Origin of the sequence: Acidithiobacillus sp. AC3 (assembly GCF_050261095.1) — a bacterium.
In the GTDB taxonomy this organism is placed as follows: domain Bacteria; phylum Pseudomonadota; class Gammaproteobacteria; order Acidithiobacillales; family Acidithiobacillaceae; genus Igneacidithiobacillus; species Igneacidithiobacillus copahuensis.
Window position 1 is genome coordinate 2,398,633 of record NZ_CP189838.1, and the last position, 19,833, is coordinate 2,418,465.

The 19,833-nt window shown below is 59.4% G+C and carries 22 protein-coding genes; 14 read left to right on the top strand and 8 right to left on the bottom strand.

The features are described 5' to 3' along the window. The first annotated feature begins 39 nt into the window (after nt 1–39). The 10 genes from ACQAYK_RS12170 to ACQAYK_RS12215 all read left to right on the top strand — a co-directional run bounded on the left by ACQAYK_RS12170 (nt 40) and on the right by ACQAYK_RS12215 (nt 7,529). Entirely contained in the window at nt 40–564 is a 525-nt protein-coding gene (locus ACQAYK_RS12170; protein WP_483167649.1) for a hypothetical protein, read from the top strand. A gap of 77 nt (nt 565–641) precedes the next feature. Continuing rightward, nucleotides 642–1,166: a hypothetical protein gene (locus ACQAYK_RS12175; RefSeq protein ID WP_480082195.1), complete on the top strand. Its 525-nt coding sequence runs from the start codon at nt 642–644 to the stop codon at nt 1,164–1,166. A 333-nt stretch (nt 1,167–1,499) separates the two neighbouring features. After that, nucleotides 1,500–3,038: an IS21 family transposase gene (gene istA, locus ACQAYK_RS12180; RefSeq protein WP_483165846.1), complete on the top strand. Its 1,539-nt coding sequence runs from the start codon at nt 1,500–1,502 to the stop codon at nt 3,036–3,038. Nucleotides 3,039–3,052: 14 nt separating this feature from the next. Then, the gene (gene istB / locus ACQAYK_RS12185) at nt 3,053–3,808 is read left to right on the top strand and encodes an IS21-like element helper ATPase IstB (RefSeq protein WP_483167356.1); all 756 of its coding nucleotides are present in this window, start codon (nt 3,053–3,055) and stop codon (nt 3,806–3,808) included. Nucleotides 3,809–3,986: 178 nt separating this feature from the next. Continuing rightward, nucleotides 3,987–4,508, top strand: a complete 522-nt coding sequence (locus ACQAYK_RS12190) for a hypothetical protein (RefSeq protein WP_483167650.1) — start codon at nt 3,987–3,989, stop codon at nt 4,506–4,508. A gap of 77 nt (nt 4,509–4,585) precedes the next feature. Continuing rightward, the gene (locus ACQAYK_RS12195) at nt 4,586–5,110 is read left to right on the top strand and encodes a hypothetical protein (RefSeq protein ID WP_480082197.1); all 525 of its coding nucleotides are present in this window, start codon (nt 4,586–4,588) and stop codon (nt 5,108–5,110) included. A gap of 77 nt (nt 5,111–5,187) precedes the next feature. Continuing rightward, entirely contained in the window at nt 5,188–5,712 is a 525-nt protein-coding gene (locus ACQAYK_RS12200; RefSeq protein WP_480082198.1) for a hypothetical protein, read from the top strand. A gap of 77 nt (nt 5,713–5,789) precedes the next feature. Further along, the gene (locus ACQAYK_RS12205) at nt 5,790–6,314 is read left to right on the top strand and encodes a hypothetical protein (RefSeq protein WP_480082199.1); all 525 of its coding nucleotides are present in this window, start codon (nt 5,790–5,792) and stop codon (nt 6,312–6,314) included. A 16-nt stretch (nt 6,315–6,330) separates the two neighbouring features. After that, on the top strand, nt 6,331–6,948 hold the full coding sequence (locus ACQAYK_RS12210) for a hypothetical protein (protein ID WP_480082193.1): 618 nt from the start codon (nt 6,331–6,333) through the stop codon (nt 6,946–6,948). Nucleotides 6,949–7,004: 56 nt separating this feature from the next. Next, nucleotides 7,005–7,529, top strand: a complete 525-nt coding sequence (locus ACQAYK_RS12215) for a hypothetical protein (protein ID WP_215881473.1) — start codon at nt 7,005–7,007, stop codon at nt 7,527–7,529. Between the two features lie 85 nt (nt 7,530–7,614). Here ACQAYK_RS12215 and ACQAYK_RS12220 read toward each other — a convergent pair whose 3' ends face one another. The 6 genes from ACQAYK_RS12220 to ACQAYK_RS12245 all read right to left on the bottom strand — a co-directional run bounded on the left by ACQAYK_RS12220 (nt 7,615) and on the right by ACQAYK_RS12245 (nt 13,036). Next, nucleotides 7,615–7,908: a FeoC-like transcriptional regulator gene (locus tag ACQAYK_RS12220; RefSeq protein ID WP_215872214.1), complete on the bottom strand. Its 294-nt coding sequence runs from the start codon at nt 7,906–7,908 to the stop codon at nt 7,615–7,617. Continuing rightward, nucleotides 7,905–10,229 (bottom strand): Fe(2+) transporter permease subunit FeoB, encoded by a 2,325-nt coding sequence (gene feoB, locus ACQAYK_RS12225; protein ID WP_215872213.1) that lies wholly within the window; start codon nt 10,227–10,229, stop codon nt 7,905–7,907. Before feoB ends, ACQAYK_RS12220 begins: the two co-directional genes overlap by 4 nt. A 3-nt stretch (nt 10,230–10,232) precedes the next feature. Continuing rightward, a complete protein-coding gene (locus ACQAYK_RS12230; RefSeq protein WP_215872212.1) occupies nt 10,233–10,502 on the bottom strand; it encodes a FeoA family protein in 270 nt (89 codons plus the stop codon). 77 nt (nt 10,503–10,579) lie between these two features. Next, nucleotides 10,580–11,911, bottom strand: coding sequence for a 30S ribosomal protein S12 methylthiotransferase RimO (gene rimO / locus ACQAYK_RS12235; protein ID WP_215872211.1), 1,332 nt, complete (start codon nt 11,909–11,911; stop codon nt 10,580–10,582). Continuing rightward, nucleotides 11,908–12,282, bottom strand: coding sequence for a NifU family protein (locus ACQAYK_RS12240; protein WP_226826903.1), 375 nt, complete (start codon nt 12,280–12,282; stop codon nt 11,908–11,910). The genes rimO and ACQAYK_RS12240 overlap by 4 nt, the downstream gene beginning before the upstream one ends. A gap of 13 nt (nt 12,283–12,295) precedes the next feature. Next, nucleotides 12,296–13,036: a pteridine reductase gene (locus ACQAYK_RS12245; protein ID WP_215872209.1), complete on the bottom strand. Its 741-nt coding sequence runs from the start codon at nt 13,034–13,036 to the stop codon at nt 12,296–12,298. A 10-nt stretch (nt 13,037–13,046) separates the two neighbouring features. Between ACQAYK_RS12245 and ACQAYK_RS12250 the strand changes: the two genes are divergently transcribed. After that, nucleotides 13,047–14,177: a class I SAM-dependent methyltransferase gene (locus ACQAYK_RS12250; RefSeq protein ID WP_215872208.1), complete on the top strand. Its 1,131-nt coding sequence runs from the start codon at nt 13,047–13,049 to the stop codon at nt 14,175–14,177. Then, a complete protein-coding gene (locus ACQAYK_RS12255) occupies nt 14,174–14,527 on the top strand; it encodes a Spx/MgsR family RNA polymerase-binding regulatory protein (RefSeq protein ID WP_215872207.1) in 354 nt (117 codons plus the stop codon). Before ACQAYK_RS12250 ends, ACQAYK_RS12255 begins: the two co-directional genes overlap by 4 nt. On the opposite strand, the gene hemN is transcribed toward ACQAYK_RS12255, so the two are convergent. Together hemN and ACQAYK_RS12265 are read right to left on the bottom strand one after the other, a co-directional pair. Beyond that, the gene (gene hemN / locus ACQAYK_RS12260) at nt 14,524–15,906 is read right to left on the bottom strand and encodes an oxygen-independent coproporphyrinogen III oxidase (RefSeq protein WP_215872206.1); all 1,383 of its coding nucleotides are present in this window, start codon (nt 15,904–15,906) and stop codon (nt 14,524–14,526) included. The two genes, ACQAYK_RS12255 and hemN, sit on opposite strands and share 4 nt — an antisense overlap. A gap of 30 nt (nt 15,907–15,936) precedes the next feature. Next, nucleotides 15,937–16,860 carry a LysR family transcriptional regulator gene (locus ACQAYK_RS12265; RefSeq protein ID WP_215872205.1) on the bottom strand — a complete coding sequence of 308 codons (924 nt, stop codon included), beginning with the start codon at nt 16,858–16,860 and terminating at the stop codon, nt 15,937–15,939. A gap of 244 nt (nt 16,861–17,104) precedes the next feature. Here ACQAYK_RS12265 and ACQAYK_RS12270 point away from each other — a divergent pair, with 244 nt between their 5' ends. Continuing rightward, complete coding sequence (locus ACQAYK_RS12270; RefSeq protein WP_215872204.1) at nt 17,105–18,415, top strand: OprO/OprP family phosphate-selective porin; 1,311 nt, start codon at nt 17,105–17,107, stop codon at nt 18,413–18,415. A gap of 42 nt (nt 18,416–18,457) precedes the next feature. Then, entirely contained in the window at nt 18,458–19,735 is a 1,278-nt protein-coding gene (locus tag ACQAYK_RS12275) for an esterase-like activity of phytase family protein (RefSeq protein ID WP_215872203.1), read from the top strand. Nucleotides 19,736–19,833: the final 98 nt, after the last annotated feature.

The following is a 19,833-nucleotide window of genomic DNA, read 5'->3' on the forward strand; positions in this document are numbered from 1 at the left end:
CCGGAGAATTGGAAAGCTTTCCCAGGAGCAGAACTAGCCATGGAAATTGAAGAGTTTCTTTTTCGTTCACCCTATTATGAAAGCTGGGAAGAATTTTGTGATGTGAATTGGGGAGTACAAACGCATCATATATGGAAATCTCTCAGCAATGTCGAAATGAGCAATATAGAGCACTTTGAGCTCTATATCACCATCATCGAGCGCCTGCTGCGCGAAAAGCGCCTGGTCTTCGGCACCCCAGAGGATCAATCAGGCTGGCATAGAGATGAGGATGGCCTGCAGCTAGTGTGGTGTACCGAGATCCCCATCATCCTCCAGTACCTGCGCGCGTATTTACCCGATCCCCACGCCCCTTCCTACAATCGCCGCGACGCTGGTTCGTATGAATACTTTCCCGTAACCGCCTGGCTGGGACGGGGAGCCACCAAGGATCTGGAACTTGGGTATGATCAGTACGAACATCCCATGAGCATCTGGACAGACGGATTCTGCATTGCTCGAGCCTCAGAATGGAAATGGGTCCATCTGGATCCCGTTCCCAAACCCAGATATGTCCGTATCTAGGCAAAACCATCTCAGGCGTAGCGACCGTTCCCAACTATCCGGAGAATTGGAAAGCTTTCCCAGGAGCAGAACTAGCCATGGAAATTGAAGAGTTTCTTTTTCTTTCACCCTATTATGAAAACTGGGAAGAATTTTGTGATGCGAGTTGGGGAGTGCAAACGCATCATATATGGGATTCTCTCACCAACGTCGAAATGAGCAATATAGAGCACTTTGAGCTCTATATCACCATCATCGAGCGCCTGCTGCACGAAAAACGCCTGGTCTTCGGCTCGCCGGAGGATCAATCAGGCTGGCATAGAGATGAGGATGACCTGTCTCGGGTATGGTGTGCCGAAATCCCCACTATCCTCCAGTACCTGCGCGAGTACTTACCCGATCCCCACGCCCCCTCCTACAATCGCAGCGACGCTGGTTCGTATGAATACTTTCCGGTAACCGCCTGGCTGGGGCGGGGAGCCACCAAGAATCTGGAACTTGGGTATGATCAGTATGATCATCCCATGAGCCTCTGGACCGACGGAACCTGCGTTGCCTCACCAGCAGAATGGAAATGGGTCCACCTGGATCCTGTCCCCAAACCCAGATATGTCCGTATCTAGGCAAAACCATCTCAGGTGTAGCGATTGTTCCCAACTATCCGGAGAATTGGAAAGCTTTCCCAGGAGCAGAACTAGCCATGGAAATTGAAGAGTTTCTTTTTATTTCTGCATATTCTGGACCATCGTGGGCACCGATTCTGATGCATCGTGGGCGGTCATTCTGATCGATCGTGGGCACTGATTCTGGTGTGATCGTGGGCACTTTTGCGGGTTTTTCAGAATCAGTGCCCACGATTCCAGAATCTGTTCGGATTTACCCTCTGGCGAATTGAAATCTTTCTGGTCATTCATTGGCTTAGCAAGCATTCTTGGCTCTTTTACAGGAGATCGAGGATGCCTACACCGAGGATGACGATGAAAGCGATTTACGAAGTGCTCCGTTTACACGCCGCAGGGTTCAGCCAGCGGCAAATTGCCCGATCTTGTGGGCTCTCCAAGGGAGTCGTCGGGAAGTATTTACAGAAAGCCGAACAGGCAGGTATCTCTTGGCCTCTGCCAGAGGGGCAAGAAGTAGCCCTGGAAGCGGCATGGTTCTCCAGTCCCTCACGGCACACCGTCTCTGGCAAGGTGCAGCCGGATTTTGCCCGGATCCATGCCGAGCTGCGGCGCAAAGGCGTGACCCTGCAGTTGCTCTGGGAGGAATATTCCGCCGCGTACCCGCAAGAAGCGGTGTATCAGTATGCCCAGTTCTGCGTCCTGTACCGACGCTGGCGGGCGGGGCTCAAACGCAGCATGTGGCAAAACCACAAGGCTGGTGAGAAGCTGTTCATCGACTACGCTGGTCCCATCGTGCCGGTGGTTGATCCCCAGACCGGGGAGATCCGCCCGGCGCAGATCTTCGTCGCGGTGTTGGGTGCCTCCAACTACACCTATTGCGAGGCTACCTGGACCCAGAGTCTGCCGGATTTCCTCGGCGCGCATGTACGCGCCCTGGAGTTCTTTGGCGGGGCACCGCGTCTGTTCGTGCCAGATAATTTGAAGGCGGCGGTAACCAAGGCCTCGCGCTACGAGCCCGAAATCCATCGAAGTTATCAGGATCTCGCCCGGCATTATGCTGCGGTGGTACTGCCCACCCGCCCTTATAAACCGAAAGACAAGGCCAAGGTCGAGGTCGGGGTGCAAGTGGTGGAGCGCTGGATTCTGGCGCGCCTGCGCCACTTCCAGTTCTTCTCGCTAGCGGAACTGAATCAGACTCTCCACAGCCTACTGGAAGACCTGAACGGACGCCCCTTCAAACAGCTACCAGGCTGCCGCCGCAGCGCTTTTGCGGAGTTGGACGCTCCTGCCCTGCAGCCACTACCAGAACAGCCCTACGAGTATGCTGACTGGAAGTCCGCCAAAGTCAGTATCGATTACCATGTTGCCTACCAAGGACGCTTCTACTCCGTACCGCATCGCCTCGTCGGACAGCGGGTGGAGCTACGCATCAGCGCGCAAACCGTGGAGATCTTCCAGGGGCAACAGCGCGTCGCTTGCCATCTGCGTGAGGGCGTCCAGGCGCGCTACAGCACCTTGACCGAACACATGCCCAAGGCTCACCAGCGGCACCTGGAATGGAGTCCGGGGCGCCTGTTGCATTGGGGGCTCTCCATCGGTCCATCGACTCGGGACGTGGTGCGCTGGCAACTGGAGAACAAGCCCCATCCGGAGCAGGGATATCGCTCCTGTCTCGGCCTACTCCATCTCTGTCGCCGCTACGGGAAGGAGCGTCTGGAACACGCCTGTCACCGTGCTCTACGCCACGGCTCCCCCACGACCCGCAGTGTCCGCTCCATCCTGGAGCGGGGACTGGACCACAGCCCACACGATCCCGTTCCTGCCAAACCGTTACCGCAGCACGGCAATATCCGCGGCCCTCGCTACTATCACTAAACCGGAGTCTTCCCATGTCTTTGCAACCGACCATTCAGACCTTACAGCAACTCAACCTACACGCCATGGCAGAGGCCCTGGCCGAGCAGTCCACCTCGCCGCAACTGCAAGAACTTCCCTTCGTAGATCGCCTGGCACTGCTTCTCGACCGAGAACTCTGTGCGCGCGACAACCGCCGGCGAAAGCGCCTGTTGCAGCTGGCCAAACTCAAGGTACATGCCGCCGTCGAAGACCTCGATCATCGCGCCTCCCGTGGTCTGGACCGTACCAAAATGGCGGCCTTGATACAGTGTGACTGGATACGGCGAGGACAAAACCTGCTGATCACCGGTGCCACCGGTACCGGCAAGACCTGGATTGCCTGCGCCCTGGGGCACCAGGCCTGCCGTCAGGGCCTGAGTGTGCGCTACTTCCGTTTGCCGCGCTTACTGGAAGAGCTTCATATCCGTCACGGTGACGGCAGTTTCGGCCGCTTTCTCACGACTCTTGCCAAGGTGCACCTGTTGCTCCTGGACGATTGGGGCCTCGCCCCGATGAACAGCGAGGATGCCCGGGATCTGCTGGAAATCCTTGATGATCGCGTCGCCCAGCAGGCCACCCTAATCACCAGCCAATTGCCGGTCTCGCATTGGCATGAAATCCTCGGAGAACCCACCGTCGCCGATGCCGTCCTCGACCGTCTGCTGCACAGTGCCCACCGCCTGGAGCTCAAAGGCGAATCGATGCGCCGCCAACGGGTACAGACCGGCGATGGAGAGGCAGGATCATGAGTAAATTTACCGTTTACATGGTAAAGGTAAATGAAGAAATTTACACCGATGATCGGCCACCACGGCCGGGTGCTCATGACGCCACTGATTTGACCGATCGTGGGCACCTATGCCTAGAATTTACGTGACCAGAAAGTTCGCTGATTGGGGGTGCCCACGATCAGCAGAATCACCGCCCATGATCAACAGAATACGCATTATTTCACCGTATGAGGATACTTGGGAAAGATTTTGTGATGTAAGCTGGGGAGCGCAAACGCACGAGGTATGGAATGCTCTCAACTATGTCGAAATGAGGAATGTAGAGCACTTTGAACTCTATATCACCATCATCGAGCGCCTCCTGCGCGAAAAGCGTCTGGTCTTCGGCACCCCAGAGGATCAATCAGGCTGGCATAGAGATGAGGATGGCCTGCAGCGAGTGTGGTGTGCCGAAATCCCCACCATACTCCAGTACCTGCGCGAGTATTTACCCGATCCCCACGCTCCCTCCTACGATCGCAAAGAAGCGGGCTTGTATCCCTATTTTCCGGTAACCGCCTGGCTGGGACGGGGAGCCACCAAGGATCTGGAACTTGGGTATGATCAGTACGAACATCCCATGAGCATCTGGACAGACGGATTCTGCATTGCTCGAGCCTCAGAATGGAAATGGGTCCATCTGGATCCCGTCCCCAAACCCAGATATGTCCGTATCTAGGCAAAACCATCTCAGGCGTAGCGACCGTTCCCAACTATCCGGAGAATTGGAAAGCTTTCCCAGGAGCAGAACTAGCCATGGAAATTGAAGAGTTTCTTTTTCTTTCACCCTATTATGAAAACTGGGAAGAATTTTGTGATGCGAGTTGGGGAGTGCAAACGCATCATATATGGGATTCTCTCACCAACGTCGAAATGAGCAATATAGAGCACTTTGAGCTCTATATCACCATCATCGAGCGCCTGCTGCGCGAAAAACGCCTGGTCTTCGGCTCGCCGGAGGATCAATCAGGCTGGCATAGAGATGAGGATGACCTGTCTCGGGTATGGTGTGCCGAAATCCCCACTATCCTCCAGTACCTGCGCGAGTACTTACCCGATCCCCACGCCCCCTCCTACAATCGCAGCGACGCTGGTTCGTATGAATACTTTCCGGTAACCGCCTGGCTGGGGCGGGGAGCCACCAAGAATCTGGAACTTGGGTATGATCAGTATGATCATCCCATGAGCCTCTGGACCGACGGAACCTGCGTTGCCTCACCAGCAGAATGGAAATGGGTCCACCTGGATCCTGTCCCCAAACCCAGATATGTCCGTATCTAGGCAAAACCATCTCAGGTGTAGCGATTGTTCCCAACTATCCGGAGAATTGGAAAGCTTTCCCAGGAGCAGAACTAGCCATGGAAATTGAAGAGTTTCTTTTTATTTCACCGTATGAGGATACTTGGGAAAGATTTTGTGATGTAAGCTGGGGAGCGCAAACGCACGAGGTATGGAATGCTCTCAACTATGTCGAAATGAGGAATGTAGAGCACTTTGAACTCTATATCACCATCATCGAGCGCCTCCTGCGCGAAAAGCGTCTGGTCTTCGGCACCCCAGAGGATCAATCAGGCTGGCATAGAGATGAGGATGGCCTGCAGCGAGTGTGGTGTGCCGAAATCCCCACCATACTCCAGTACCTGCGCGAGTATTTACCCGATCCCCACGCTCCCTCCTACGATCGCAAAGAAGCGGGCTTGTATCCCTATTTTCCGGTAACCGCCTGGCTGGGACGGGGAGCCACCAAAGATCTGGAACTTGGGTATGATCAGTATGATCATCCCATGAGCCTCTGGACCGACGGAACCTGCATTGCTCGAGCCTCAGAATGGAAATGGGTCCATCTGGATCCCGTCCCCAAACCCAGATATGTCCGTATCTAGGCAAAACCATCTCAGGCGTAGCGACCGTTCCCAACTATCCGGAGAATTTGAAAGCTTTCCCAGGAGCAGAACTAGCCATGGAAATTGAAGAGTTTCTTTTCCGTTCACCCTATTATGAAAGCTGGGACGAATTTTGTGACGTAAATTGGGGAGTGCAAACGCATCATATATGGAAATCTCTCAGCAATGTCGAAATGAGCAATATAGAGCACTTTGAGCTCTATATCACCATCATCGAGCGCCTGCTGCGCGAAAAGCGCCTGGTCTTCGGCACCCCAGAGGATCAATCAGGCTGGCATAGAAATGAGGATGGCCTGTGTCGGGTATGGTGTGCCGAGATCCCTACCATCCTCCAGTACCTGCGCGCGTATTTACCCGATCCCCACGCCCCCTCCTACAATCGCCGCGACGCTGGTTCGTATCAATACTTTCCGGTAACCGCCTGGCTGGGACGGGGAGCCACCAAAGATCTGGAACTTGGGTATGATCAGTATGATCATCCCATGAGCCTCTGGACCGACGGAACCTGCGTTGCCTCACCAGCAGAGTGGAAATGGGTCCATCTGGATCCCGTTCCCAAACCCAGATATGTCCGTATCTAGACGAAAAGGAGAACGCATGGAACCAATAGAGCTCTACACCCAAATCCCCTACTTCCGAAACTATGATGTATTTTGTACCTCCGTAGCCCCCGCAGGGCTGCCAGAGATCTGGTCACTATTCGATGCCGGCGTCTTGCATCACCGCTTCCTGAAGTTGGCCCAGTCGATACCAGAAGAAGCGATTCCCGACGAAAAAACAGTAAATTCTGGTGGCGGCGAGGTAAAAATCCGAAGAGCCTTCCTCGAGCTACTGCATCGGCCTGTTGCCAACAGCGATGCAGAGCGACACTCCCTTTTCTTGGCCTTGATCGAAATCCTCCTGCGGGATAAACGTCTGGTCCTCGCTGTGCCAGATCCCCAGCGGCCGGGTTGGCAGCGCGATGCAAACGGAAAATATCGCGTCTGGTGCGTCAACGCCCCCGAGGCTATGGCGTACTTTCGGGAGTATGTCGAGAACAAGAATCAGGAGCACCCCTACCCTCCCGTTGCCTGGCTCGGTCGCGGGGCGCGTAAGGGGGCTTTCACTCCCGCCGATGCGGAAACACTCATGACTCTGTCCGCCAATGGGGAGCGCTTTGCCGAAGTGACGGATTGGGAATGGATCTATCACCAACAAAGCCCCTCGCAGGCGTAGCGACCGTTCCCAACTATCCGGAGAATTGGAAAGCTTTCCCAGGAGCAGAACTAGCCATGGAAATTGAAGAGTTTCTTTTTCTTTCACCCTATTATGAAAACTGGGAAGAATTTTGTGATGCGAGTTGGGGAGTGCAAACGCATCATATATGGGATTCTCTCACCAACGTCGAAATGAGCAATATAGAGCACTTTGAGCTCTATATCACCATCATCGAGCGCCTGCTGCGCGAAAAGCGTCTGGTCTTCGACACGCCAGAGGATCAATCAGGCTGGTCTGAGGGGGAGGATGGCCTGTGTCGGGTATGGTGTGCCGAGATCCCTACCATCCTCCAGTACCTGCGCGCGTATTTACCCGATCCCCACGCCCCCTCCTACAATCGCCGCGACGCTGGTTCGTATGAATACTTTCCCGTAACCGCCTGGCTGGGACGGGGAGCCACCAAGGATCTGGAACTTGGGTATGATCAGTACGAACATCCCATGAGCATCTGGACAGACGGATTCTGCATTGCTCGAGCCTCAGAATGGAAATGGGTCCATCTGGATCCCGTTCCCAAACCCAGATATGTCCGTATCTAGACGGAGTCGCCACAATCCCGGGAACGGCCTCACTCGCGCAGCAGGAGACCATTGCCTCCACAATCGCAATTGTTCTTTTCAGTTCTCAGGCGGCGGCCGCTTTGGCGCGCCACCGATAGCGTGCACCCACCAAGGCTGGCGGCTGCGGTCGCACACAGGCGGCGCAGGCGCCGGCACAAGCACTCTGACAGCTACCCTCTGAGCTTTGGGCTTGCACCAACGTCTGCACCCGAACGATCGTTCCACGCCTCTGCCAATGCTGCAGGCCGGCATCGACCAGATCTTGCGGCAAGTCCAGGCGCTGGGCGATCTCAGCGGCGCTCAGGCTTTCCCTATCGCGTAACAGATCGCGAATCCGAAAAAGGGGGCTCTCCATCATCCCTGCTCCAGAAGCCGCAACGGGTTTTGCTGGTGCTGCCCTTGTCGGCGCAAAGCCAAGAGCAAGATGCCAAGGGCCACGGCAATACCGGCGGTCCACAGCCATGTCGCCTGCGGATGGGCGGCATAGGTCCCCCACTGATAGACCAGCGTTGCCACCGCCCAGGCCATGCCAATACCATAGCCGACGGAGAAGAGCATCCAACCCCAGCCAACCTCGCGCCGCAGGGCCCCCATGGTGCTGGCACAGGGCACGTAGAGCAGCACAAAGAGGAGATATGCCAGGGCCGTTAGCGGTGTAAAGCTTTGTGCCAGGGAGCCAAGGGTCTCAGAACTCGCTCCCGAAGCGGCGATACTCGCGTCCCGGTTGGCCAGATCGCCCAGTCCCAAAGGATCTCCCAGGCTGCTGAACAGCTTGCCGGCATTCTCCGGGATGGTGGCCAGGGCGTCGCGAAGCTCCTGCAGCAGATCCACCTGCCGATACTCTGCCATCAGATCCCCACCCGCCTGCCGCTGATAGATGCCGTTGAGGGTACCGATGACGACCTCCTTGGCGGCCGCGCCCGCCACCAGTCCAGCAACGGCGGGCCAGTTGTCTCGCTCGATGCCCATGGGCGCAAAAACGGGAACCAGCGCCTCGCTACCCTGCGCCAGCAGGGAGTGGTCGATATCGGTGGCGCGCAGGCCCTGACTGGTCCAGCCAATTCCCGGCAAGAGGAAGAGAATGAAGCCGATGGCGGCAATCACCTTACCGACGCGCAGGATAAAGATGCGCAGGCGCTGCCAGGCCTGCAGCACCACGCTGCGCAGGCTAGGCAAACGATAGGGCGGGAGCTCCATGACGAAGGGTCGGGCCTCTCCCCGTAGCGCGGTTTTTCCCAGCAGCCAGGCAGTGAACAGGGCCATGACAACGCCCGTCAAATACAACAGAAAAACCACCTGCCCACCGTTGCCGCGGAAAAAGACCACGGCAAAGGCCATGTAAATGGTCAGCCGGGCCGAGCAGGACATGAAAGGTTGCATCAACACCGTAAGCACCCGACCACGAGGATCGTCGATGATTCGTGCTCCCATGATCGCCGGCACATTGCAACCAAAGCCGATAACCATCGGCACCAGGGCATTGCCGGGCAACCCCACCCGGCGCATCAGGCGATCCATCACATAGGCCGCCCGCGCCATGTAGCCGGAATCTTCGAGAAAGGCGAGGAAGAGAAAGGTGAGTCCGATGGGAGGAATGAAGCTGATCACCAGATTCAGCCCACCGCCAATACCGCCGGCCAGAGAACTCACCATCCAGTCCGGGGCGCCGGAGAGGAGCAGCAGGTGACCGAAACCATGCATCAGCAGGGCAGCAGAAGCCTGATCGAAGAAGTCCAGGAAGACATTGCCACCGCTGAAGCTGACCACAAAAACCAGATACAACACCGCAAGAAAGATCGGCACGCCGAGCCAGTCATGCAAGATCCAGCGATCGAGATGACGGGTCAGGTGCTGACGCCATCCCGCCTTGCCACTGGACACGATCACCTGCGCGGCAAGTTGTGCAGCCCAGGTGAAACGCGCAGCAGGCAACAGATCGGCAACATCCTCGGCACTGTCTGCCTGCAGATGCTGCGCCGCAGAGGCGCGCGCGGCAAGCAGCGCCTGCGGCGTGCTCTCGGGTAGTTCCAGGTACTGCCAGGCGAGAAAGCGGCCGCGCGCTCCGTCAATCTGGGCGGCAAAGCCGTGCAGGGCAGCTTCCAGATCTGCAGGCCAGGCCGGCCGCTGCGGCAGAGACAGGCTTCGCAACGCGCTGCGCAAGGCCATGCGCAGTTCGCGCAACCCCCTGCCCTTGCGCGCCACCATAGGGACCACCGGCACCCCAAGCTGCAGCGACAGGGCCTGGGCATCCACCCGCAGACCGCGATCCTCGGCCTCGTCCACCATGTTCAGAATGAGGAGCAAAGGCCGCTGCAGCTCCACCAGCTCGGCGGTGAGCAGGAGCTGTCGCTCCAGGGTACTGGCATCGAGGACCTGGACAATGAGCTCGACCTCCTCGTCGCGCAGAAAGTGGCGCGCAACCGCCTGATCCTCGCCACCTCCACCGAGCAGGCTGTAAATACCCGGCAGATCGATCACTTCGATCTTCTCGTCCCCCAGGCGCGCGCTGCCAGAGCGGCGCTCGACGGTGACCCCGGGCCAGTTACCCACCGTCTGATGGGTGCCAGTGAGGAGATTGTAAATGGTCGTCTTGCCACAATTGGGATTGCCAACCAGAGCGATGCGCGGCAGGCCCTCTGCGCGCTTGGTCTCCGCGGCCGCATGACAGTGCTTGACCATGGATCAGTCCTCCCCGAAGGAGGACAGGGGGCGGATCTGGATCTGCTCCAGCCACTCGCGGCCCAAGGCAATGCGGGTGCCGGCGCTATCGAGTACCACGCCGCGACGGTCTGGTCCCAACAGCAGGATAAAAGCCGTGCCGGGACGCAGACCCATCACCAGCAAGCGCTTGCTCTCGTTGCTGGTACCCCGAACCGCGTGGATGATGCCGCGCGCGCCGCGCGACAGTTGTCCCAAGGTTCGAAGTTCCTGCGTGCACTGCCTCTGCTCCATGATCGCTCCCAGTTAAATCCCTCTGCGTGCGATTGTATTAAATGAGAATCGTTCTTGCAATGTCTCTCAACGCGAGGTCAGTCGATGACGGCAAACAGGTCGTATTCATCGGCATCGCAGATGCGCACGTGCAGGCGCTCTCCCACCCGTCGCCCCTGGGCGTTCTGTAGATGCACCACACCGTCGATTTCCGGGGCGTCGGCATGGCTACGGGCCACGGCGCTGCCGTCGGGGTGGATCGCGTCGATGAGCACTTCGCGCAATTGGCCCACCTGTTGGCGCAGACGAGCAGCGCTGATCTCCTGTTGTACCGCCATGAAGCGGGCGCGACGTTCCTCACGCTCGGACTCGGGAACGGAATCCGGCAAGGCATTCGCAGCAGCGCCGTCCACTGGAGAATAGGCAAAGCAGCCGACCCGGTCGAGTTGCGCGGCGCGCAGAAAATCGAGCAGTTCCGCAAACTCCGTCTCCGTCTCGCCGGGAAATCCGACAATGAAGGTACTGCGGATGGTCAAGTCCGGCACTGCGGCTCGCCAGCCCTGAATTCGCTCCAGGGTACGCTCGGCGGCCGCCGGCCGCCGCATGGCCTTGAGGATGCGCGGGCTGCCATGCTGCAGGGGCACATCCAGGTAAGGAAGGATCTTGCCCGATGCCATCAGGGGGAGCAGCTCGTCGATGTGCGGATAGGGATAGACGTAATGCAGCCGTACCCAGACCCCCAGTTCACCGAGAGCGGCACAGAGGTCCGTGATTCGGGCCTTGAGCGGGCGACCCTGGTGAAAGGCCGTACGGTATTTGCGGTCCACGCCATAGGCGCCGGTGTCCTGGGAGATCACCAGCAACTCCTGCACCCCACTCGCTACCAGAGCCTCCGCTTCACGCAGAATGGCGTCGGGATCGCGGCTTACGAGTTTGCCGCGCATGCTGGGGATGATGCAGAAACTGCAGGACTGATTGCAGCCCTCGGAGATCTTCAAATAGGCGTAGTGGGAGGGCGTCAGGCGCAGCCCCTGGGGTGGCACCAAATCATCGAAAGGATCGTGGGCCGGCGGCAGCGCTTCGTGGATCGCCTCCAGCACTGCGCTGTTTTCCTGCGGCCCGGTGACCGCCAGCACCCTGGGATGGACCTTGCGCACAAAGTCGCCCTGGTCCTTTGCCCCCAGACAGCCGGTGACGACCACCCGACCATTCTCCTGCAGGGCCTCAGCAATCGCCTCCAGGGACTCCTCTACCGCCGCGTCGATGAAGCCGCAGGTGTTGACCACCACCAGATCGGCGCCGGCATAGTCGCCGACCATCTGATAGCCCTCGGCACGCAATTGGGTGAGGATGCGCTCGCTGTCCACCGTTGCTTTCGGACAGCCAAGGCTGACGAAGCCGACTTTGGGGACCGCTCTCGCCGCCTTCAAAAGGTGTTGCTCACGCTGGCGACGCCGGGGACCGCCCCGACAATCTTCTCCACCACCTGTTGCAGGTCGATGACGGCGTTGGGGCAACCGGCACAGGCCCCTTTCATGCGCACCCGCACATCACGCCCGGCGATTTCCACCAGCTCGATATCGCCGCCATCGCGGTTGAGAATGCGCCGCACCGCAGCGACTGCTTCCGCCACTGCTTGCGGGTTCGGCAGGGGATCGTTGGGACCAAATTCGCGCTTGCGACCGATAAGGCGCTGTGCCATCGCCTGGGCGTGGGCGATCTTGGCCGCGGCGACGGGATCGCTTTCTTCGAGGATATCCAGTTCCTCTTCGGTGTAAAACTGGACGGGGGTTCTTTCCATAGGGCTCATCGCCTCAATATAACATGCGCCCGCCGTCCACGACGATGTTCTGCCCCGTTACATAGGGCGCATCGAATAGCAGCCAGGCGACTGCCCGGGCAATGTCGGCAGGTTCTCCCTCACGCTTCAGGGCGGTGCGGGCGAGAAGTCCGGCGCGGTCACCATCCGGCGGATCTTTGCCCTCCGCCCAAAGGACTACCCCCGGGGAGACACTATTGACGCGTACCTCTGGCCCCAGCTCCTTGGCCAAGGCGCGAGTCAGCGCCAACAGACCGGCCTTGCTGACGCTGTAGGGAAGATAGCCACGCAAAGGAATCTCGCCATGCACATCGCCAATATTGACGATGGCGCCGGCTTGCGCACGCAGCAGGGGCCAAGCGGCGCGACTCAAGAACAGCGGTGCACGAATGTGGATCGCCTCCATCTCCTGCCAGTCCTCCAGACGCAATTCGGAGAAGGGCGCCGGACGATACAGAGAGGCGTTGTTGACCAATCCGTCGAGGCGGCCGAAGCGGTCGTGCACCTGCTGCAGCAGACGGTCGGGGGCATTCGCTTCGCTGAGATCGGCGCAGAACAGTTCCACAGTTGTCGAGAATTCCTGCCGCAAGGCGCTCGCCAGGGCTTCGGCCTCCGGCCGCGATCGTCTATAGTGAAGGGCCAACTGGCAGCCTTGCACGGCGAGTTCGCGGGCAATGGCCGCCCCCACGCGACGTGCGCCACCCGTGAGGAGAACCACCTTTCCCGAAGCCTGCACCAGGAGTTCCATGCAACCAAAACGAAATGGGGTTGTAACCCAATCGCCTGCAGGGCGCAAGGCATCCACCTTGCCGGCACCGGATCCCGCCGCCCAGGCCCACAGCCTGACCCTGCAAGCGGAAATTCGCGCCCGCATCGCCGCTGCAGGGGGGTGGATTTCCTTCGCCGAGTATATGGAAATGGCCCTCTATGCCCCGGGGAAAGGCTATTACATGGCCGGTCAACGGCGTTTTGGCCCAGCCGGAGACTTCGTCACCGCGCCCGAGCTGGGTGCGGTGCTAGGACGCGTCCTCGCCCGCACCCTCGCGCCCCATGCCGGGCGCGACGGCATCCTCGAACTGGGTGGCGGGAGTGGCGCCCTCGCGGCACAGATCCATGAGGTTCTGCCGCAAGTCCCGTACCATATCCTGGAACCCAGTCCCGATCTGCAGGCGCAACAGCGCGCTCGCTGTCCGGCGGTGCAGCATCTGCAGCGGCTCCCAGCCGAGTGGCATGGCGTCTTCCTCGCCAATGAGGTGCTCGATGCCATGCCCGTCGCCGTCGTCGAAAAGATGGCAGATGGCACCCTGCGCGAGATGGGAGTGGTGACAGATGCCAACGACTTTGCCTGGGCTCCCGCGTCTCAACCTCTCCCCAGGCCCTTGCTGGAGCCTCTGCAACCATATGGCGCCAAATGGCCCGTCGGCTACCGCAGCGAAGTCTGTCCGGCAGCGACGGCGTGGATGCACAGTCTGGCCGCGCGCCTACAGCAGGGCCGCATCCTCCTCATCGACTACGGCCAGGAGGCGGCGGCCTATTACCAGCCGCAGCGCTACCTGGGCAGCCTGCGCGCCTACCATCGTCACCACCTTCTGGAGGATCCCTTCTACTGGCCGGGGCTTTGTGATCTGACCGCCGACGTCAATTTTTCCGCCATCATGGCAGCGGCCGTGGCGGCAGGTCTGCAAATTGCTTGGTATGGCCCCCTCGCGCGCTTTCTCGTCACCCACGGTCTGCCGGAGGTCTATGCCGGGCTCGAGGCCCAGGCCAGCCCAGAGCAGCGCCTTGCGTTGAACAACGAAGTCAAGATCCTCACCCTGCCGCAGGAGATGGGAGAGCGTTTTCAGGTATTGATTCTCGAGAAAGGAGCGCCAGCATGAGCATTACCGTCTATGGCATTGCCAACTGCAGCACCATGAAAAAGGCCTTTGCCTGGTTGCATGAGCACGGGGTGGCCTATGTATTCCACGACTACAAGAAGGCTGGGGTACCAGAAACAGCCTTGCGGCATTGGGCGGCGGAACGCGGCTGGGAGGCGTTGATCAATCGCCGCGGCACTACCTGGCGCCGCCTGAGCGAAGCACAGCGCGCAGTCGCCGATTTGGATGCCGCGGTCGCCTTGGTGCTGGCCAACCCCAGCCTGATTCGCCGCCCCATCGTACAGAGGGATGACGATCTCTTGCTCGGCTTCGACCCCGAAGAGTGGGCGGCACGCCTACAAGGCCGCTAAATCACCCGCGAGAACTGCGTCTGGCTGCGCCCCAGGTAGGCATCGAAGGCCATGCACACGTGGCGCACCAGCAGACGTCCTGCCGGAAGTACAGTGACGCCACCTTCGTTCAGGGTAATCAGCCCATCCCGTGCCAGAGCCTCCAGGGTCCCGCGACTCTCGGCAAAATAGCGCCAGAAATCGATACCATGCCGCGCCTCGACAACCGCGACATCAAGGCGAAAATCACAGATCAGGCGGGTGATCACCTCCCGGCGCAGCAGGTCGTCAGCCGTCAGGCGTAGCCCCCGCTCCACCGGCAGCCGTCCGGCATCCACTGCCGCTCCCCAGGCCTCCAGATCCTTGCGGTTTTGGCTGTAACTCGGGCCAACCATGGCAATGGCGCTCATGCCAAAGGCCAGCAGGTCGGCATTGGAGTGGGTAGAATACCCCTGAAAATTCCGGTAGAGATGGCCTTGTAGTTGCGCCCGGGTGAGCTCGTCCTCGGGCAGAGCAAAATGATCCATACCGATATAGACGTACCCGGCAGCCTCCAGAGCGCCGATGCTCTGCTGCAGAATCTCCAGTTTCTGCGCCGGGCTGGGCAGCTCCTCGGCACGAATGCGCCGCTGCGGCGGGAAGCGCTCGGGCAGATGGGCATAATTGAACAGAGACAGACGATCCGGGCGCAAGGAGATGATTTGCGCCAGGGTTTCGGCAAAACTCTGCGGGCTTTGCAAGGGCAGTCCGTAGATCAGATCGAGACTGATAGAGCGATAGCCCAGGCTGCGCGCCTCCTGTATCAGCTCTGCCAGCAGATCCAGGCTTTGCTCACGATGTACCGCCTTCTGCACCGCCGGATCGAGATCCTGCACCCCCATGCTCAGACGATTCCAGCCGCGGTTACGCAACAGGGCCAGTACTCCCGGTTCGATGGCGCGCGGGTCGACCTCGATCCCATACTCGCCGGTATCATCATCGAGCAGACGGAACTGCGCCTGGATGCCGTTCACCAGACGCTCCAGGTCCGCACGCAAGAGAAAGGTGGGGGTACCACCACCAAAATGCAGTTGGGTGACCGGGCGCTGCGCATCGATATCGCGCCGGATCAGCGCCATTTCCCGCAGCAGGCGCTCCACGTAAGGCTGACCCCATTCCCGATGCCGCGTCACCACCTTGGTACAGGCGCAGTAAAAACACAGATGCTCGCAAAAGGGAATGTGAAAATACAATGACAAGGGTTTGCCGCTGGCATTACTCGCGCGCAGCTCCGCCCGCAAGGCGCTTTCATCGAACTCCGCGGCGAATTGCGGTGCCGTAGGATAGGAGGTATAGCGCGGCCCTGGCCGGTCATAGCGTTGGATCAGATCGATATCGAAAAGTACCGTTTCCGTGCCCATCCCTTTTTCTCCTCTACTGGCGCCCCTGTCCTACAAGCGGCGAATGCCGCGCAGTTCGCTGCTCGCACTGGCGCGAATCTCGCTCAGAAAGGCCTGTAGATGGGGCTGTTCACTTTGCCCCTGCAAAGTGGCTGCTTCCAGATTCTGCCAGAGTCCCCGCGGACCCAGGGGCAGGGCTCGTACATAACCGCGATCACCGTAGCTGCTCACCGCCCAGGCAGGCAAGGCGGCAATCCCCTGCCCGGAGGCCACCAGCTGCAGGATGATGACCGTCAATTCCGCCTGCCGCCGTCGCCACGGCTGTACACCGGCGGGGTGCAAAAATTCCCGAAACAAGTCCAGGCGCCGGTCTTCCACCGGGTAGGTGATGACAGTCTCCTCGAGGAAATCCTCGGGCAGCAGAAAGGGGCGTTCGGCCAGGGGATGACGCGGGCTCAGCAGCGCCACCACCTCGTAACTGAACAGGGCATGGCGCTCGATTTCGCCAGGCAGGGCCTCGGGGGCACTGAGAATGGCCAGGTCGGCCTGATAAGCGCGCAGCAGTTGCACCGGATCCTGCTGGAATCCGGAGGCGATATCCATCTCCACGTCGGGCCAACTGGCACGAAACTGGTCCATCGCGGGGGTCAGCCAGTCGAAACAGGTATGGCACTCCACGGCGATACGCAATCGTCCCCCCCGCCCCGAGGCGAGCCGGCGCAGCTCCTCCTGGGTCCGCCGCAGGGCTGGCAGGACCTCCCGCGCCAGGGCATAAAGCCGTTCCCCTGCCGGGCTGAGACGCAGGTTGTTGCCACTGTCGCGGTCAAAGATCTTGATCTCGAATTCATTTTCCAGGCCCCGGAGCTGGTGCGAGAGGGCCGACTGGGTCAGGTGCAGGCGCTGCGCCGCCGCGGCAATGCTGCCGTGTTGCAGAACGGCTTCGATGGTACGCAGCTGGCGAATCTCGATGGGCATGGACGACCTTTTGGTCAAGCTATTTGCAGATCATACGCCAGCTTGTCGCAGGAGGGCAGCCACCGACCGCTGTCACAAAAGTGTCATCAAAGGTTCATAAAAGTGTCACAATTCCCTGCTATGATTCGATGCACAAGTCGATAGTGTAAAGAGCGTATGCAACTATCAAGAATACCTTCTCCTGTCGGAGAGGGGATTCGATGGACCTCTTTGCAGTATCCACCAACTGTAGAGGGAGTTAACCATGAAGAAGCGCTTCATTCTGGTGGCAATCGCCACCATTTCTGCCATTCCCGTCCTGGCCCAGGCCGATGAATCCACGGTTCTGCACGCCAAAAACGACGATTACAGCCTGATGTTGGGCGGACGTATCCAGGCCGATTACGCCACCTACTTCAACAAGTCCTTCCTTGCCCCAAATGGTTCGGTCACCGACATGGGCGCCGCCGGCGCCATTCTGCGCCGGGCGCGCATCTTTACCGCCGGCAAGATCGGCGAAGACTGGAAATTCAAGTTCCAGTACGAATTCACCCAGACGGGGGGCGGTGCGGCAGGTTTCCGGGATGCCTACTTTGCCTACACCGGCCTGATGCCCGGCAACACCATCACCCTAGGCCAGGCCAAGACCTTCTTCACCATGGACCAGTTGAACAGCTCCAACGACAACGTCTTCATGGAGCGGCCGCTGCTGGAAGGCCTCGATACCTACGGCGACCGGCGCATGGGCCTCAAGATCACTCAGAGTGGCGAGAACTGGATGTTGGGTCTGGGCGGCTTCATGAACGCCCTGGATGAAAAGGTCTACACCAAATACAGTGGTGTCGCCCGAACTGCCTATACCAAAACGGAGACCGTCGCCAGCATCAGCAACAGCACCAGCAACCAGAGTGGCATCTACACCATCTCCGGGCGTGCCACCTATGCCCCGTTGCACAGCTACGGCAACGACCTCTATTTTGGCGCCAACCTGAACTATACCGGCTTTGGTGACAAAAACGCCGCCGCCTTCTACGGCACCCGCCCGGAAACCAGCGTGGCCGGCACCAAGCTCCTGGAAGCCTACGTCAGCAATCCCAGCAGCCAGTTCAACTATACCCTGGAAACTGCGGCCGTGGCCGGTCCCTTCTCGCTCGAAGGCGCCTATGTCGGCATGAATGTCTCCCGCAGCCTCGGGCTGCCCACCGCCAGCTTCAATGGCTACTACGTGCAGGCGAGCTACACCCTCACCGGCCAGCCGCGCAATTTCAAGCCGAAGCTCGGCGAGTTCCATTATCTGAAGGACATCGGCCCTGGTGGTGCCTGGGAAGTCGCTCTGCGCTATGACCGCCTCAACCTCAATGATGCCAATGCCGGCATCTATGGTGGCCGAGGGGATGCCATCACCGCCGGCATCAACTGGTATGCCAACGAGCACGTCCGGCTGATGCTCGACTACAGCCACGGTCATGTGGACGGTATCCCCAGCACCCAGCCGGTTGGCGCCACCTGGTGGAACGATCCGCGCTATAACAGCGACCTGAACATTCTGCAGTTCCGCGGGCAGTTCCTGTTCTGATGCCGTGCATGGGGAGGGGGATCCCTCCCCGAAGGAGAATTCATGCGTAAATCTTCCCTGTTTGCGGCCTGCCTCGCCCTGTATGGCATGCACGCCAGCGCCCAGGAGCTCGCGGGCGAAGCCCTGCGCGCGCCCCTCGATACCGTCACCGTGGCTGGTCGGGAGCTGCATCTGAGCATCGGTCCAGGCAGTGGACTGACCCATGCCCACGGCTCAGCGTGGACTGACTTCTATGCCGTCAGCGATCGGGGTCCGAACATCCCCTGTGACGAGAGTGGCAAGGTGCTCGGCAAAGAAGTCTGTAGCAAATCTGAGGTGATCTTCCCCATTCCCGGTTATACTCCCAGCATCTATCCCCTGCTGGTGCAAGCAGGTCAGGTAACCCTGCGCGGCGAGCCGATTCCGCTGCACGCGGCTAATGGCCAGAACTTCAGCGGCCTGCCGCCGGAGCTCCCTAAGGGCGAGAAGCCGCTGAATGGGCAACTCCAGCCCCTGCCATTCTCCCCCAACGGGGTCGATACCGAATGTATTTCCGCGCTGGCCCAGGGCGGTTTCTGGATCGGCGAGGAATATGGGCCCAGCCTGCTGCGGGTAGCAGCCAATGGCGTCGTACTGGAACGTTTGGTACCCAAGGGCACGGCAGCCTACTATCAGGGGAGCAGTGTCCCGGTGCGCGCTGTCCTGCCGCCGTTACTGGCCCGGCGCAAGCTCAACCGCGGTTTTGAAGGGATGGCCCTGGCGCCGGACCAGAAGCTGCTCTTCGTGGCCCTGCAAAGTCCCCTGGCTAATCCCGATGACGATACGGCGAAAAACTCCCGGATCGATCGGCTGATTACCCTGCATCTCGATGCCGAGGGCAACTTTGCCGGAATGGCCGGTGGCTATGCCGTGGAATTTCCCAGGATTGAAGATTTTGCTCCAGGGGAAAAGCAGAAAGATCTCAAACTCTCGGCCATGAGTGCGGTGGATGATCATCGCGTGCTGCTGATGCTGCGCGCTGGCAACAAGGTCGCGGTCTACCTAGCCAACCTTGACGGTGCCACTCGGCTGATCGGCACCGCTTGGGCCCGGCCGGATACCCACCCCAGCCTGGAAGAGCAAAATGATCTGGCCAAAGTCGGTATCCAGCCGCTTGCCCTGCAGCTGCTCTGGGAAAGCGACGATGCCTTTGGCAAGGGTCTGGGCAAGGTCGAAGGCATGAGCCTAGTGGACGGCAAGAGTCTGCTCTTCATCAGCGATAATGACTTTGGCATCACGGGCGAAAAAAGCACGGTCTGGGAATATCCCCTGAGCGACGAGGCCCAGCGTCTATTGCACTGAGACCGCGGGGCGAAGCTCTCCTCTGGCATCGAAATGTCTTTTCGGATACAACGTCACAAAAGATTCACGGAACTGTCATCATGCTGTCACATTCCGTT

Bases quoted from the DNA above. Each gene is read 5' to 3' on its own strand.
- ACQAYK_RS12170 (WP_483167649.1), top strand. From the start codon at position 40: ATGGAAATTGAAGAGTTTCTTTTTCGTTCACCCTATTATGAAAGCTGG.
- ACQAYK_RS12175 (WP_480082195.1), top strand. From the start codon at position 642: ATGGAAATTGAAGAGTTTCTTTTTCTTTCACCCTATTATGAAAACTGG.
- istA (WP_483165846.1), top strand. From the start codon at position 1,500: ATGCCTACACCGAGGATGACGATGAAAGCGATTTACGAAGTGCTCCGT.
- istB (WP_483167356.1), top strand. From the start codon at position 3,053: ATGTCTTTGCAACCGACCATTCAGACCTTACAGCAACTCAACCTACAC.
- ACQAYK_RS12190 (WP_483167650.1), top strand. From the start codon at position 3,987: ATGATCAACAGAATACGCATTATTTCACCGTATGAGGATACTTGGGAA.
- ACQAYK_RS12195 (WP_480082197.1), top strand. From the start codon at position 4,586: ATGGAAATTGAAGAGTTTCTTTTTCTTTCACCCTATTATGAAAACTGG.
- ACQAYK_RS12200 (WP_480082198.1), top strand. From the start codon at position 5,188: ATGGAAATTGAAGAGTTTCTTTTTATTTCACCGTATGAGGATACTTGG.
- ACQAYK_RS12205 (WP_480082199.1), top strand. From the start codon at position 5,790: ATGGAAATTGAAGAGTTTCTTTTCCGTTCACCCTATTATGAAAGCTGG.
- ACQAYK_RS12210 (WP_480082193.1), top strand. From the start codon at position 6,331: ATGGAACCAATAGAGCTCTACACCCAAATCCCCTACTTCCGAAACTAT.
- ACQAYK_RS12215 (WP_215881473.1), top strand. From the start codon at position 7,005: ATGGAAATTGAAGAGTTTCTTTTTCTTTCACCCTATTATGAAAACTGG.
- ACQAYK_RS12220 (WP_215872214.1), bottom strand. From the start codon at position 7,908: ATGATGGAGAGCCCCCTTTTTCGGATTCGCGATCTGTTACGCGATAGG.
- feoB (WP_215872213.1), bottom strand. From the start codon at position 10,229: ATGGTCAAGCACTGTCATGCGGCCGCGGAGACCAAGCGCGCAGAGGGC.
- ACQAYK_RS12230 (WP_215872212.1), bottom strand. From the start codon at position 10,502: ATGGAGCAGAGGCAGTGCACGCAGGAACTTCGAACCTTGGGACAACTG.
- ACQAYK_RS12240 (WP_226826903.1), bottom strand. From the start codon at position 12,282: ATGGAAAGAACCCCCGTCCAGTTTTACACCGAAGAGGAACTGGATATC.
- ACQAYK_RS12250 (WP_215872208.1), top strand. From the start codon at position 13,047: ATGCAACCAAAACGAAATGGGGTTGTAACCCAATCGCCTGCAGGGCGC.
- ACQAYK_RS12255 (WP_215872207.1), top strand. From the start codon at position 14,174: ATGAGCATTACCGTCTATGGCATTGCCAACTGCAGCACCATGAAAAAG.
- hemN (WP_215872206.1), bottom strand. From the start codon at position 15,906: ATGGGCACGGAAACGGTACTTTTCGATATCGATCTGATCCAACGCTAT.
- ACQAYK_RS12265 (WP_215872205.1), bottom strand. From the start codon at position 16,860: ATGCCCATCGAGATTCGCCAGCTGCGTACCATCGAAGCCGTTCTGCAA.
- ACQAYK_RS12270 (WP_215872204.1), top strand. From the start codon at position 17,105: ATGAAGAAGCGCTTCATTCTGGTGGCAATCGCCACCATTTCTGCCATT.
- ACQAYK_RS12275 (WP_215872203.1), top strand. From the start codon at position 18,458: ATGCGTAAATCTTCCCTGTTTGCGGCCTGCCTCGCCCTGTATGGCATG.